A 13,554-nucleotide genomic window follows, 5' to 3' on the forward strand; every position below is an offset into this window, starting at 1 on the left:
ACCGTGATGATAGGTGCGGCCCAACCATACCGCGCTGTAAATCAGAAAATGTGACACCGCCCGAATGTTGCCGGGTTCAGCGCCCGGGCGGTGCGGTCAGGCGGCTGCCCGGTCAGCCCAGCTGGTAGCCGGGGGTCGATTTGGAAAGCGCCTGTTCGGCTTCGTCCATATCCTCGGGGATGTCCTGAAACAGCGGCGTGGACAGATAACGTTCGCCGGTATCCGGCAGCATGGCCAGAATCACCGTGCCCTTTTCGGCCGATTCGGCGATTTTCATCGCCACCGCGAAGGTTGCGCCACCCGAGATGCCGGTCAGGATGCCCTCGCGGCTGGCCAGTTTCTTGGACCATTCGATGCCCTCGGGGCCGGGGATCGGCACGACCTCTTCCAGCACGTTCTTGTCCAGCGCCTCTTGCAGGACCAGCGGGATGAAGTCGGGCGTCCAGCCCTGAATCGGGTGCGGCTGGAACGCCGGATGGCTGACCGCGGGGGCGCCGTCCGCGCTGCGTTCCTGTGGTGTCCCGCTGGAAACAAGGGCGGCATTGGCGGGCTCGGCCAGCACGATCTTCACCTCGGGGCGTTCCTTTTTCAGAACCCGCGCCACGCCCGTGGCGGTCCCGCCCGTGCCATAGCCGGTCACGAAATAATCCAGCCGCTTGCCGTCGAAATCGCCAAGAATCTCGCGCCCGGTCGTCGCCTCGTGAATATCGGCGTTGGCCTCGGTCTCGAATTGATGGGCAAGGAACCAGCCGTGTTCCTTGGCCAGCTCGACCGCCTTGTTATACATGCCGGTGCCTTTTTCGGCCTTGGGCGTCAGCACCACCTTGGCCCCCAGAAGCCGCATCAGCCGCCGCCGCTCGACCGAAAAGCTTTCGGCCATGGTCACGACCAGCGGATAGCCCTTTTGCGCGCAGACCATGGCCAGGCCGATGCCGGTGTTGCCGCTGGTCGCCTCGACCACGGTCTGGCCCGGCTTCAGCGCACCCGAGCGTTCGGCGGCTTCGATGATGTTCAGCGCCAGCCGGTCCTTGACCGATGCGGCGGGGTTGAAGAACTCGGCCTTGACGTAAAGCTCGATCCCCTCGGGGGCGAGGTTGTTGATCCGGATGACCGGCGTATCCCCGACCGTGTCGAGGATGCTGTCGTAAAGTCTGCCGCGGCCCTTGGTCGTTCTGATCGTTTGACGCGCCATGTTCTTTCCTCTTGCGAGTTGACGATACTGCCGGTCCAAAGCCGAAACGCCCGGACGCAGGCCCGTATCCCGACGATACTACCCAGAACTATAGGTGTTCGACCAGAAGTGAAGACGATCGGGCGAAATAGGATCGTTTGGCGCGAAATAGGCGGGTTTTGGATGAATTTGGACCACGTGGGGACAAAATCCGGGGATATCAGACCAGAACCGCGATGACCGCCAGACAGTCGCCGCCCTGTACCAGACCCGGGAAATGCCGCGCGGCAAGGATGCCGTCGCGGTTGGCCGGCACCTCGGTCGGGGCGATACCGCTGCGGTCGGCGGGCCAGATCCGCGCGATCGGCTGACCGGCCCGAACCGGGTCGCCCAGATCGGCCAGCGGTTGCAACAGCCCGTCACGGGTCGCGAAGTGAAAACAGTCGTCGCCCGGCATATCGAGCATCTGGCTTTCGCCCCGCATCTCGAGCCCGCCCGACAGAATGCCCGCGTGACGCAGCAGGTTTCGCGCCCCCCGCGTGGCGATCCCGGCCGAGCGCGCGGTCGCCGTCCCGCCGCCGCCAAGTTCGGTCGTGACAAAGACCTTGCCCTGCTGCTCGGCGGCGGTGTCAAGCATGCCCACGGCGTCAATCTCGCGCATCATCATCGCATAGGGCGCCCCGAAAGCCCGAACGGCGGCGACGCAGGCGGCTTCCTGATCCTTGTCATCAAGGTAATGCGCGGCGGCATAGGGCAGGAAATCCAGCGTCTTACCGCCCGAATGAAAATCCAGCACGATATCGGCCATCGGCAGCAGCACATCGTTCACGTAACTGGCGATCTTCTGGCTGACGGTGCCGTCCGGGCGCCCCGGGAACGCGCGGTTCATGTTGACCTGATCAATCGGGCTGACCCGGGTGCCGGCCCGGAACGCCGGAAAGTTCAGATAAGGTATGATGATGATCCGCCCGCTGACCTCGGCAGGCTCGATTTCCCACGCAAGGGTCTGAAGCGCGATCGGTCCTTCGTATTCGTCGCCGTGATTGGCCCCGGTCAAAAGCGCCGTGGGACCCGCGCCGTTGGCGATGACCGTGACCGGAATCATGACCGAGCCCCATGCGCTGTCATTGCGGCTATGGGGCAGTCGCAGAAAGCCATGCGCTTTGCCGGGCTGGTCCAGCGGGATCGTCGGGCGGATCGGGTTGGCGTTCATGTTTTGACCAGCATCTTCCGGGGCAGGTTGCAGAATGTTTCGGCCGCACCCTCGGTGATCAGGATCGATTCGGTTGTCTCATAGCCCCAATCCTCCATCCACAGACCGGACATGAAGTGGAATGTCATGCCCGGCCGCAATTCGGTGCGGTCCCCCCGGCGCAGCGACATCGTGCGCTCGCCCCAGTCCGGCGGATAGGACAGGCCGATGGCATAGCCGGTGCGGTTGTCCTTGACGATGCCGTGGCGGTCCAGAACGCTGAAGAAGGCGACGGCGATATCCTCGCAGGTATTGCCGGCGCGGGCGGCGTCCAGACCGGCCTCCATGCCTTCAAGCACGGCCTTTTCGGCCTCGATCATCGCGGCGGGCGGCTTGCCAAGGAAAACCGTGCGGGACAGCGGGCAGTGATAGCGGTGATAACACCCGGCGAGTTCGTAGAACGTGCCCTCGTTCGGCCGCATGGGCAGGTCGTCCCAGGTCAGATGCGGGGCGGCCGCATCGGGCCCCGAGGGCAAAAGCGGCACGATCGCCGCGTAATCTCCGCCGATCCCGGTCGCCGGGTCAAAGCGCAGGCCGGCGTCGTATATATCGGCAACCAGATCGCATTTGCGCATCCCGACCTGAACCTTGTCGGCGATGCGCTGGTGCATCCGCTCGACGATACGGGCGGCTTTGCGCATATAGTCGAGCTCTTGGGCGGATTTTACCGCGCGCTGCCAGTTGACCAGGGCGGTGGCGTCCCGGAACGCAGCGTCCGGCAGGCCCGCCTGCAGACGCTCATGCGCGCGGGCCGAGTACCAGTAATTGTCCATCTCGACCCCGATCGTGCCGCGATGCCAGCCCCGGTCGGTCAGTTGCGCGGCCAGATAATCCATCGGGTGCCGCTCGGTCGATTGAACGTAATGGTCGGGATAGCCGATGATGTTGTCATCCGACATCCAGACGGTGCGCAGCGCGCCATTCGCATCCTGCCCGCGGCCGAACCAGACGGGCGGTCCGTCGGGGCCGATCACCACGCATTGATGCACATAGAACGACCAGCCGTCATAGCCGGAAAGCCACGCCATGTTCGAGGGATCGCTCACGATCAGCATATCCAGCCCGCCTTCGGCCATCGCCGCGCGTGTGCGGGCCAGCCGGGCCCTATATTCCGCGGTGGTGAAACGTTCGGCGCTGCGCTGAAGCTCTGGCATCGGGGGCCCCCTTTTTTAGGCGAATTTGCTCAGCGCGTGGCTGGCGATGGCGGTGTCCTGAACGCCGGTTCCGGTCAGGTCGGCGATGGTGATCTGCGCGTCTGTGCTGCGGCCCGGGTGTTGGCCGGCGATGATCTGCCCAAGTTCGGGGAAGGCGAAGGGCGGCGAGAGGACGCCCGCGTCAATCGCGACCCGCAGTTCCCCCATGATCCGGGTTTGGGCAAGGCGGTCGGCGACATACAGATCGGCGCGGGCCAGCGCCGTGGGGTCAAGCTCGTTCTTGCCGGGCTGGTCGCTGCCCATGGCGGTGACATGTTGACCGGGTTGTAACCATTCGGCCCGCAGGATCGGCGCGGTGGCGGGCGTGGTCGTGACGATGATATCGGCACCCGCGACGGCGGCGCGCGGATCGGTTTCGGCGCGGGCGGGCAAGCCGTCGCGCGTGATCTGCTGGGCCAGCGCCACCGCCTTGGCCGGATCGCGCGCCCAGATCGTCGCCGCGGTGATCGGCCGGACGATCTGCAGCGCGCGAAGTTGCAGGCGCGCCTGCACCCCGGCGCCCATGATCGTGACGCGGCTGGCGTCCGGCCGCGACAGATGCCGCGCCGCAACTCCGCCGGCGGCGGCCGTGCGCAGATCGGTCAGATAGCCGTTGTCCAGAAGCACCGCCCGCACCCGCCCGGTTTCCGTCGAAAGCACCACCATCAACCCCGACGTGGACGGCAGCCCCTTGGCCGGATTGTCAAAAAACCCCGGTGAGATCTTGACCGCAAAGCCCGGCAACCCCGGAACGAAGGCGGTTTTCACATCCACCTCGCCATTCACCTGCGGCAGGTGCATGGACAGGACCGGCGGCATCACCACCGCATCACCGGCCAAGGCGGCGAAGGCGTTTTCGATCACGTCGATCAGTGCGGCATCCAGATGAATGCGGCCGCGCAACTGTTCTTCGGACAGGATCAGAATATCGCTCATGCGCCGCCCGCGACGATCTCGGCGTGGCGGGACGGGTCGATATTGCCGCCCGAGAGGATCAGGACCAGCGGAAACGGTCCGCGCAGCTTGCCCGCAAGGATCGCGCCCGCGCCGACGGCGGCCGCGCCCTCGACCGTCTCGCCGTCCTCCAGCGCAAGATGGCGGATTCCGGCGGCGATCTCGGCCTCGGACAGCAGGATGAGTTCGTCGATCAGATCACCCACCATCCGAAAGGTCAGGCGGTTCTGCGGCCCGATGCCGCCGCCCAGACTATCGGCCAGCGTCGGTAGCTCCCGGACCTCGACCGGATGACCCGCCTTCAGGCTGGCTGCCATTGCGGCGCCGCGTTCCATGCTGATCCCGATGATGCGCAGATCCGGGTTCACGGCCTTGGCCGCAACCGCCACGCCGGCAAGCAGACCGCCGCCCGACAACGGCACCGCGATCGCCGCCGCATCCGGCAATGACCCAAGGATCTCCAGCCCCAGCGTGCCCTGACCGGCGATCACGTCTGCATGGTCGAAAGGCGGGACCAGCGCGAAACCCGCATCCCGTTGCAAGCGGAGGGCTTCCTCGAAGGCCGCGTCCTGACTGGTGCCGATGACGCGCGCCTCGGCCCCAAGCGCCGCGATCGCCTCCAGCTTGTTCCGGGGCACGAGCGCCGAGACGCAGATCACCGCCGGTATCCCCTTGGCCCGCGCCGCATAGGCCAGCGCCCGGCCATGGTTTCCAGTCGAGGCAGTGGTGACACCCGCGACCTTGCCCAAGCGCGCGACTGCATTCGCCGCCCCGCGCAGCTTGAAGGCCCCAGTTTCCTGCCGATGTTCGCATTTCAGCCAGACCGGCCCCCCGATCAGCCGCGACAGGCTGGCCGACGGTTTCATCGGCGTCTCGCGCACGATGTCCCGGATGCGAGGCTGCGCGGCGCGTATGTCCTTGGCCGTCACCATGTGCGCACCGCCATGATGCGATAGGGTCCGGCGGCGGCGATCCGCGCCTGATCCAGCATCGCCCAGTAAAGCGACAGGTTCGCCGACAGGACCGGCTTGCCCAGCGACGCCTCGAGCAGCGGGATGACGTCAAGGGCGGATAACGCGGTGCAGGACATGAACACCGCCTGTGCGTCGGGATGATCGGCGGCGCGCGCGGCCTTGATCAGGGTGGCGCCGTCCAGCCGCGCCATGTCGCGGTCATCGGCATGGCCCAGCGAATGGGTGCTGACGATTTCAAAGCCGCGCTGCTGAAAATACTGCGCCACGGGCACGGTGGTTTGCGGCAGATAGGGCGTCATCAACGCGATGCGTGTCAGCCCCATCGCCCGCAACGCGCGCACGGCACCGCCGGCCGGGGTGGTGATCGGCGCGCGATTGTCACCGATCAGCGCGGGCAGTTCATCGCCCAGCACCGCGCCCGCCGAGGTGCAGGCGAAACCGATCCCGCGGAGCGGCACCTCGGGCACCAGCAGTTCGGCCGCAGCGCGCAGGCCGGGGCCGGTCGCGCGAAGATTTTCGGGGGTGGTCGGATTTTGAAACGCGATGCGGGTCACGTGCAGCGCCGTGCCCGCGGGCATCAGCCGTGCGGCATCGCGCTCGGTCGTCAGATCGGTCGCCAATGCGATCAGACCAAAGCGCATGACCGGGTCGGGGTTTGGAACGCGGGGATCCAATTCAGACCACCAGCACCGGGCAATCGGCCAGCCCGGTGACCTTGTGGCTGACCGAGCCCAGCAGGAACCCTTCGGCCGAGCCGAGCCCCCGAGAGCCGACGACGATCAGATCGACGCCTTTTTCCCGGGCGACGGAAACGATCGTCCGCGCCGGCGGCCCGGCCTTGATCGAGGCGGTGACCTTTCTGACGCCGGCCGCCTTGGCCCGGGTCTTGGCGTGGTCGGCGGTTTCGCGCGCCGTGGTCTTCATCGTCTCGTCCAGATTGCCGCCCGGATCCAGCTTGCCCCGCACCATCGAGATGGACGCCTCCAGCATGGCGTGGTGGCGATAGACGGTCAGAACCGCAAGCTCACCCCCCGTCAGCAGGGCAAGTTCGGTGGCCTTTTCCAGCGCCCGGTCCGAGCCGACCGATCCGTCATAGGCGAGAAGGATTTTCTGAAACATCGCCGCCCCCTATTTCGCGAAGGCGAGGTCGCGCAGGAACAGCGCGATCTGCGGGAAGAAGATCAGCAGCACCGACACCAGCAGCAACATGAAGATGAAGGGCGGGGTGCCGCGCACGACCTCGGCATAGGGGCGCTTGAAGATCGCGATGGCGGTGAAGATGTCGCAGCCAAAGGGCGGCGTGGCCGATCCGATGGCGACTTGCAGCGTGATGATCGTGCCGACCAGAACCGGGTCGATGCCGACCGACTTCACCACCGGCGCGAAGATCGGGACAAGGATCAGGATCACCACGATCGGATCGACGAACATGCAGCCGACGAAAAACGCGATCGAGATCGTGAACAGGACACCGTAAGCCCCCATGCCGTCAATGCCGATGGCGCCCAGAATCGCCTGCGGGACCTGCGCGAAGCTGATGACATAGCTAAAGGCCGCACCGGCGCCGATCAGGATAAAGACCACCGCCGTGATCAGCCCGGTCGATTTGGCGGTCTGATAAAGCTGGCGCAGCGTCATCTCGCGGAAAACCACCATCTCCAGAAACAGCGCATAGAGGACGCAGGCGGCGGCGGCCTCGGTCGGCGAGAAGATGCCGCCATAAATCCCGCCGACGATGATCAGCGGAAAGCCCAGCGGCCAAAGCGCCCGGCGCAGCGCCGCGCCGCGTGCCCCCCATGTCGCCCGGCGCTCGGTCGGGACATCGTTCCGCACCGCGTAGACATAGGCGTAGACCGAGAACAGAAGCAGGATCAGAAGGCCCGGCCCGATCCCGGCGATGAACAGTTCGGAAATCGAGGTGCCCGAGACGACGCCATAGATGATCATCCCGATCGAGGGCGGGATCAGAAAGGCGATGTCCGAGGCGTTGATGATCAGCGCCAGAACGAAACTGTCGTTATACCCGGCTTTCAGCATCCGCGGCCGCAACGGGCCGCCCACCGCCACCACCGTCGCCTGCGTCGATCCCGACACCGCGCCGAACAGCGTGCAGGCGGCCGCGGTCGAAATCGCAAGCCCGCCCTTGATATGGCCGACAAAGGCCATGACCAGATCAATCAGCCGGTTGGCCGACTGGCCGCGCGTCATGATGTCGGCGGCGAAGATGAACATCGGCACGGCGATCAGGCTGGCCGGGCGGATGCCGGCAAGGATCTGCTGCACCATCGTATCCAACTGGCCAAAGCCGCCGAACAACCCCACAAACCCGATCAGCGCCCCGACCAGCAGCGGGATCATCATCGGAAAGCCCAGCAGCAAAAGCCCGATCATGCTGCCGAAAATGGCGTAGGTCATGGGTCAGACCTCCTCTTCCGCGCTGGTGTCATAGCCTTCCAGCGTGCTGGTCGACAGCCAGATATTCGGGTCGATCAGGTTCTTGATCGCGGCCAGCGTGTATTGCAGGCCGGTCAGGAAGAACCCCAGCGGCACCCAGACGATGATCCACCATTGCGGAATCTGAAGCGCCGGCAGCAGCCGCCCCCGGCGCATCTGGGTCAGCAGATAATCGAACGAATACCACGTCAACAGGAACATGATCGCCGCCGTCACCACCGCGATCGCGATCATCAGCGCCTTGCGCCACCGGAACTGTGCCGCATCGAAAAAGGCCGACATGCGGATATGGCGGCCATGACGCGCGGCATAAGAGATACCGGCAAATGTGATCAGGATGATCAGCGCCTGATTGAGTTCCTCGGAAAAGAAGATGCTTTCGCCCAGCACGTAGCGACCGACGACATTGGCCATCGTGTTGACGGCCATCAGCAGGACGCCGGCGGCCAGCAAGACCGCCTCGATCCGGGCGATGGCCACGTCGATCATTCCCAGAACGCCCGGCAGACCCGAGACATATTTCGAATCGTCGATGTCGTCATCGACGGCGGCAATCTGGGCGCCTGCGATCAGATCGGGATCGGGTGCGACGGCGCGCTTGTCATCGGGTGTCATGAAACGCCTGCCTTGTAGGGGACATGGGGGCACATCGGTGCCAAGCAGGTCGGGTCCGGGGCGCGCGCGGCGGCGCCCCATGGACCCGATCCGCCGGTCAGTTTCCGGCTGCGGCGGCCAGATCGGCCTTCATCTGGTCAAGGATGGGCTTGGCTTGCGGACCGCCGATTTCCAGAAACTTGGCCTCGACCGCGGCGGCGGTTGCCTTGAAGGGCGCGCGCTGTTCCTCGGTCAAAGTGGTGATGGTGACGTCCGGTCTGGCCTCTTTGATCTTTTGCAGCGAGGTTTCGGTCAGACCGGACTGATAATCGACGGTATAGTCGAAGGCTGCCGCGATGGCGTTCCGGACCACGGTCTTGTCGGCGTCGGAAAGCCCGTCGAAGAATTCCTTGTTGGCCATCACCGCGGTGGTGAAGTTGTTATGCCCGGCCCGGGTGATGTTGTTCGCGACCTCGTACATCTTGGTCGATTCGATGAAGAAGGCCGGGTTTTCCTGACCCTGAATGATGCCGGTCTGAAGCGCGCCGTAAACCTCGCCCCACGGCAGCGGCGTCGGGGTGGCGCCGAATGCCTGATAGCTTGCGACCAGCAGCGGGTTGGTCATGACCCGGAACTTGACCTCGTTCAGGTCCGCGGGGCCGGCGATCGGTTTGGTGGTGGTCATCATCACCTCGCCTTCGGGGAACATGGTCAGAAGCTCCAGCCCCTGATCGGCGTAAAGTGGCGGGAAAAGCTCGTGTATCGCCTTGGAGTCGCGGAAGAATTTAATAAGCTGACCCTCATCGGCGGGCAGCAGGTAGGGGACGAAGAAAACCTGCGCCTCGGGGATCAGCGCGCCGGTGAAACCCGGGGACTGGTCGACGAATTGCAGGATGCCCGATTGGGCCTGTTCCATGATATCGGCCGATTCGCCCAGCGTGCCAAAGGGGAAAAGCTGGACTTCGTTATCCGAGTTCGCCTCGACCTCTTCCTTGAATTTCTGCGCGAATTTGCCCTGCACCTCATCCATCGCCTCTTCAAAGGCATAGCGCCATGTTTCGGCGGCGCCGGCGCCCGCACCCAGCATCAGGGCGCATAGGCTGGCGGCGGTAATGGCTTTGTAATTCATGATTCCTCCTGTTCTGGGCCGGCGGTTCCCGTTGGTCCGCTGGCCTCTGGTTTGCCGGATTCTGCTGGCGTCGCGCCCGGTCCGGCTGGCCCTGAAAAAAAGGGGGAAAGCCAATACAAGTCAATTTTTATATTAAATCATGACAATTTTTGGAGCCGCGAAAGCCCGGCCACGGCACGGCGCGCCTATTCCTGCGGCAGCAGTTGCGCCAGCGTGGTAAGCCCCTGTTCCAGATCGGCGTGGCTGGCCCCGCCAAGGCTGACCCGCAGCGCCGGACGGGTGTCGGTGATTGCGAAACCCGCGCCCGGGGCCAGCGCCACATCGTGACGCAGCGCATCGGCCAGAAGCGCCCGTTCATTCGTCCCGTCGGGCAGGCGCAACCAGCGGTGCAACCCATGCGGAAAGCCCTGGCTTTTTCCGCCAAGCAGCCGCGACGCAACGCGATTCCGGTGGGCCAGTTCGGTCCGCTGCGCGATCAGAAGCCGGTCGGCAATGCCGGTCTCGACCCAGTCCATGGCGATCTCGGCGATCAGGGGCGTCGCCATCCACGCCACCGACAGATGCCGGTTCATGGCCTGCTGGACCAGTCGATCCGGCATGACCAGAAAACCCAGACGCATCCCCGGCGACAGGCATTTTGACAGGCCGGTGAAATAAAAACCATGCTCGGGCGCAAAGCTGGAAATCGGCGGCGGCCGGCGGGGCGAGACCGGGCCCGTCGCGTCGTTTTCCAGAATCGTCAGACCGGCCTCGACGGCGGCGGCGGCCAGCGCCTCGCGGCGCTCGCGGTCGATGATCCGGGCGAAGGGTCCGCCGCCCGAGGGCAGCAGAAACACCGAGGTCATGCGCCCGGCCGCGGCGCGCGCCGCCTCGATCAGCGCACCCGGCAGCATGCCGCGTTCGTCGCCTGCGATCCCGCGCAACTGGGCGTGCAGATATTGCGCAGCGGGCTTCAGCGTGTGGCAGGTCGAGCTTTCCGTGGCGATGATGTCGCCGGGACGGATGACCGTCGACATGGCCACATACATGGCGGTCGTGGTGCCGTTGGTGATCACAATGCGGTTGGCGGGCACCACCAAGCCGCAACGGGCAAGCCAACTTGCCGCCATGCCGGCATAGCGGGTCATCGTCTGGCGGGGGCGAAAGGACAGCATGGCCGGGTCCGGCAAACGGGCGGCCACCCGCGACAGCGTTTCGCGCCACGCCTCGGCGATCATCGGCAGGCTGACCGGCGTCATCATCGACAGGTCGATCGGCTGGCGCCCGGCGACGGCGCGATACCACGGCACTTCGACGGTTTCGCGCGGTCCGGATTTCACGAAACTGCCACGTCCCACCTGACCCGAGACCAGATCGGCGCGGATCAGTTCCTCATAGGCGCGGCTGACGGTCTGGACCGATATGCCCAGCCTCCAGGCCAGATCGCGGTGCGGCGGCAGTTGGTCGCCCGGGCGAAGATTGCCGGCGTCGATGGCGGCGGCGATGCCCTGCGCCAGACTGCGATAGGCCGGGCGGGTAATGTCCGAGCGATTGAGCGGCCAGTGCGACATGGCCGCAGCTTCGCCGCGCCGGGTCCGGTTGTCCAGATTGACAACCGGTCCTGCGCGCGGGAACAAGACGGGATGAACCGGACCCGTCTTGATGATCGCGACATCGCCATTCTGGCCACCTTGGCCCGCGAAGGGCGCATCGCCAAGACCGCACTCGCGGCCCGCGTGAACCTGTCCCCAACCCCCTGTTGGGAAAGGATGAAACGGTTGGAACGGGCGGGGCTGATCCGGGGTTACCGGGCCGAGATAGATCTTGCGCTGCTGGGTCCCCATGTTCAGGTTTTCGTCACCGTCGAACTGGACAGCCACAGGGCCGAAAGCTTTCAGACCTTCGAGCGTGTGGTCGCCCGGATGGCCGAAGTCACCGGCTGCTGGGCGATCGGCGGCGGCTATGACTATCTGATGCAGGTCGTCGCCCGAGATGTCGCGGCGTTTCAGGAACTGATGGACGGCATGCTGGAAAGCCGGGCAGGGGTGCGGCGCTATTTCAGCTATATCGTGACCAAGCCGGTCAAGGATCTGCCGCCGGCGCTGGGGCTGTTGGGTTCCTGAGTTTCGGCCCGAGTGATCAACGCGGACCGCGCCTCGCGAACTTGGGCATTTCAAGGTTATCGTGGGTGCGATGGCCAACCCTCGGCCTGTGCGGCCAGCGCGGGCCGCGCCCTCTCAGGGTCGGGCGCGGTCCTTGGTCCAACGCATATGCCGAAGATTTCTCGCGGGGCAGCGCATGAATAAGAGGATTCCTCTGCCTGCCCGCTGACATTCAGCGAAATACTCGCAATTCCCGCCCGCATCCTCCCTGCAACAGGGAAGGTCGCGATGCTGGATGAACCACAGACCAGACTGGCCGGACAACTGGCCGATGCCGATCTGTTGGCCGATGCGGGCGATTTCGCCGGGAATGGGCGACTGGCCGTGCGCGATCCCGCCAGCGGCGAAACGGTGGCGCGGGTCGCGATCAGCGATGCGACCGGCGCGCGGGCAGCGGTCGATGCCGCGCAGGGCGCGTTTCCCGGCTGGTCGGCGCTGCTGCCCCAAAGCCGTGCGGCGATCCTGCATCGCTGGCATGGGCTGATCCTTGCCGCCAAAAATGACCTCGCCCGCATCATGGTGGCCGAACAGGGCAAGCCGATCGGCGAGGCCCGGGGCGAGATCGACTATGCCGCGAGCTTCGTGCAATTCTACGCCGAAGAAGCCCTGCGCCCGAACATCGAGGGCGTGACCAGCCACCTGCCCGATGCCGAGATGGAGCTTTGGCGCGAACCGGTCGGTGTGGCGGCGCTGATTACGCCGTGGAATTTTCCCTGCGCCATGATCACCCGCAAGGCGGCGGCGGCTTTGGCGGCGGGCTGCACGGTCGTCATCCATCCATCGGCCGAAACGCCCCTGTCGGCGCTTGCGCTGTCCGTGCTGGCGCGGCGGGCGGGATTTCCGGCCGGCGTGGTGAATACCGTGGTCGGCGAGGCCGCCACCATCGTCGGCGCATGGACGGCCGATCCCCGGGTCCGCGCCCTGTCCTTCACCGGCTCGACCGAGATCGGGCGGTTGCTCTACCGCCAGTCCGCCGACACGGTGAAGCGACTGGTGATGGAGCTTGGCGGCCATGCGCCTTTCATCGTCTTCAAGGGCGCCGATCTGGACCGCGCCGTGACCGAGGCGGTCAAGGCGAAATTCGCCACCTCGGGCCAGGATTGTCTTGGCGCCAACCGCTTCTATATCCACCGCCCGATCTATGACGAATTCTGCGCGCGGTTCACCGCGGCGGTCGGAAAGCTGACGCTTGGCCCCGGCATGGACGATCCCGATGTCGGCCCGCTGATCCACGACCGCCAGATCGCCAAGCAACAGGCCCATGTGCGCGATGCCGTGGCCCGTGGCGCACGCATTCTGACCGGCGGCGAGGTCGACACGGCGCTAGGCCCGCTGTTCTTCCGCCCGACGGTGCTGGCCGACGTGCCCGACAGCGCCGCGATCATGTCCGAGGAAACCTTTGGCCCGGTGGCCGCGCTGTCGGTCTTTGACACCGAGGATGAGGTCGTCGCCCGCGCCAATGCCAGCGAATACGGGCTGATCGCCTATGTCCACAGTCTCGATCCGCGCCGCATCTATCGCCTGACCCGCGCCCTGCAATACGGCATGGTCGCGGTGAACCGCACCAAGGTAACCGGCGCGCCGATCCCGTTTGGCGGGATGAAACAGTCCGGCCTTGGCCGCGAAGGCGCGCGGCAGGGTTTGGAGGCTTTTACCGACATCAAATATGTCTGCCGCGATTGGGCATGAACA

Annotated in this window: 13 protein-coding genes; 2 read left to right on the top strand and 11 right to left on the bottom strand. The window is 65.4% G+C overall.

Features of this window, described 5'->3' with window-relative positions; all coding sequences use genetic code 11:
* Positions 1-112 precede the first annotated feature (112 nt).
* From cysK to ehuR, 11 genes are all read right to left on the bottom strand, one after another.
* Positions 113-1,192, bottom strand: coding sequence for a cysteine synthase A (gene cysK / locus ACFSCT_RS14810; protein WP_379143964.1), 1,080 nt, complete (start codon positions 1,190-1,192; stop codon positions 113-115).
* Between the two features lie 199 nt (positions 1,193-1,391).
* Entirely contained in the window at positions 1,392-2,384 is a 993-nt protein-coding gene (gene doeB / locus ACFSCT_RS14815; protein ID WP_379143966.1) for a N(2)-acetyl-L-2,4-diaminobutanoate deacetylase DoeB, read from the bottom strand.
* Positions 2,381-3,577 (bottom strand): ectoine hydrolase DoeA, encoded by a 1,197-nt coding sequence (doeA, locus tag ACFSCT_RS14820; protein WP_379143968.1) that lies wholly within the window; start codon positions 3,575-3,577, stop codon positions 2,381-2,383. Before doeA ends, doeB begins: the two co-directional genes overlap by 4 nt.
* A 15-nt stretch (positions 3,578-3,592) precedes the next feature.
* Positions 3,593-4,552: a cyclodeaminase gene (locus ACFSCT_RS14825; protein ID WP_379143970.1), complete on the bottom strand. Its 960-nt coding sequence runs from the start codon at positions 4,550-4,552 to the stop codon at positions 3,593-3,595.
* Entirely contained in the window at positions 4,549-5,502 is a 954-nt protein-coding gene (gene eutB, locus ACFSCT_RS14830) for a hydroxyectoine utilization dehydratase EutB (RefSeq protein WP_379143972.1), read from the bottom strand. The genes ACFSCT_RS14825 and eutB overlap by 4 nt, the downstream gene beginning before the upstream one ends.
* On the bottom strand, positions 5,496-6,185 hold the full coding sequence (locus ACFSCT_RS14835; protein WP_379143973.1) for a maleate cis-trans isomerase family protein: 690 nt from the start codon (positions 6,183-6,185) through the stop codon (positions 5,496-5,498). Before ACFSCT_RS14835 ends, eutB begins: the two co-directional genes overlap by 7 nt.
* Positions 6,186-6,219: 34 nt before the next feature.
* The gene (locus ACFSCT_RS14840) at positions 6,220-6,663 is read right to left on the bottom strand and encodes a universal stress protein (protein WP_379143975.1); all 444 of its coding nucleotides are present in this window, start codon (positions 6,661-6,663) and stop codon (positions 6,220-6,222) included.
* A 9-nt stretch (positions 6,664-6,672) separates the two neighbouring features.
* Positions 6,673-7,959 (bottom strand): TRAP transporter large permease, encoded by a 1,287-nt coding sequence (locus tag ACFSCT_RS14845; RefSeq protein WP_379143977.1) that lies wholly within the window; start codon positions 7,957-7,959, stop codon positions 6,673-6,675.
* A 3-nt stretch (positions 7,960-7,962) separates the two neighbouring features.
* Positions 7,963-8,487, bottom strand: a complete 525-nt coding sequence (locus tag ACFSCT_RS14850; RefSeq protein ID WP_379144401.1) for a TRAP transporter small permease — start codon at positions 8,485-8,487, stop codon at positions 7,963-7,965.
* A gap of 223 nt (positions 8,488-8,710) precedes the next feature.
* Positions 8,711-9,721 carry a TRAP transporter substrate-binding protein gene (locus ACFSCT_RS14855; RefSeq protein ID WP_379143978.1) on the bottom strand — a complete coding sequence of 337 codons (1,011 nt, stop codon included), beginning with the start codon at positions 9,719-9,721 and terminating at the stop codon, positions 8,711-8,713.
* Positions 9,722-9,906: 185 nt separating this feature from the next.
* Positions 9,907-11,271 (bottom strand): MocR-like ectoine utilization transcription factor EhuR, encoded by a 1,365-nt coding sequence (ehuR, locus tag ACFSCT_RS14860; RefSeq protein ID WP_379143980.1) that lies wholly within the window; start codon positions 11,269-11,271, stop codon positions 9,907-9,909.
* Between the two features lie 72 nt (positions 11,272-11,343).
* Here ehuR and ACFSCT_RS14865 point away from each other — a divergent pair, with 72 nt between their 5' ends.
* Positions 11,344-11,823: an Lrp/AsnC family transcriptional regulator gene (locus tag ACFSCT_RS14865; protein WP_379143981.1), complete on the top strand. Its 480-nt coding sequence runs from the start codon at positions 11,344-11,346 to the stop codon at positions 11,821-11,823.
* 267 nt (positions 11,824-12,090) lie between these two features.
* Positions 12,091-13,551 (top strand): NAD-dependent succinate-semialdehyde dehydrogenase, encoded by a 1,461-nt coding sequence (locus ACFSCT_RS14870; RefSeq protein ID WP_379143982.1) that lies wholly within the window; start codon positions 12,091-12,093, stop codon positions 13,549-13,551.
* The last annotated feature ends 3 nt before the right edge of the window (positions 13,552-13,554 follow it).

Source organism: Paracoccus pacificus (assembly GCF_042680785.1).
Classification (GTDB): Bacteria; Pseudomonadota; Alphaproteobacteria; order Rhodobacterales; family Rhodobacteraceae; genus Paracoccus; species Paracoccus pacificus.

Bases quoted from the DNA above. Each gene is read 5' to 3' on its own strand.
- cysK (WP_379143964.1), bottom strand. From the start codon at position 1,192: ATGGCGCGTCAAACGATCAGAACGACCAAGGGCCGCGGCAGACTTTAC.
- ACFSCT_RS14870 (WP_379143982.1), top strand. From the start codon at position 12,091: ATGCTGGATGAACCACAGACCAGACTGGCCGGACAACTGGCCGATGCC.
- ACFSCT_RS14825 (WP_379143970.1), bottom strand. From the start codon at position 4,552: ATGAGCGATATTCTGATCCTGTCCGAAGAACAGTTGCGCGGCCGCATT.
- ACFSCT_RS14850 (WP_379144401.1), bottom strand. From the start codon at position 8,487: ATGATCGACGTGGCCATCGCCCGGATCGAGGCGGTCTTGCTGGCCGCC.
- ACFSCT_RS14865 (WP_379143981.1), top strand. From the start codon at position 11,344: ATGAACCGGACCCGTCTTGATGATCGCGACATCGCCATTCTGGCCACC.
- doeB (WP_379143966.1), bottom strand. From the start codon at position 2,384: ATGAACGCCAACCCGATCCGCCCGACGATCCCGCTGGACCAGCCCGGC.
- ACFSCT_RS14855 (WP_379143978.1), bottom strand. From the start codon at position 9,721: ATGAATTACAAAGCCATTACCGCCGCCAGCCTATGCGCCCTGATGCTG.
- doeA (WP_379143968.1), bottom strand. From the start codon at position 3,577: ATGCCAGAGCTTCAGCGCAGCGCCGAACGTTTCACCACCGCGGAATAT.
- eutB (WP_379143972.1), bottom strand. From the start codon at position 5,502: ATGGTGACGGCCAAGGACATACGCGCCGCGCAGCCTCGCATCCGGGAC.
- ACFSCT_RS14845 (WP_379143977.1), bottom strand. From the start codon at position 7,959: ATGACCTACGCCATTTTCGGCAGCATGATCGGGCTTTTGCTGCTGGGC.
- ACFSCT_RS14840 (WP_379143975.1), bottom strand. From the start codon at position 6,663: ATGTTTCAGAAAATCCTTCTCGCCTATGACGGATCGGTCGGCTCGGAC.
- ehuR (WP_379143980.1), bottom strand. From the start codon at position 11,271: ATGTCGCACTGGCCGCTCAATCGCTCGGACATTACCCGCCCGGCCTAT.
- ACFSCT_RS14835 (WP_379143973.1), bottom strand. From the start codon at position 6,185: ATGCGCTTTGGTCTGATCGCATTGGCGACCGATCTGACGACCGAGCGC.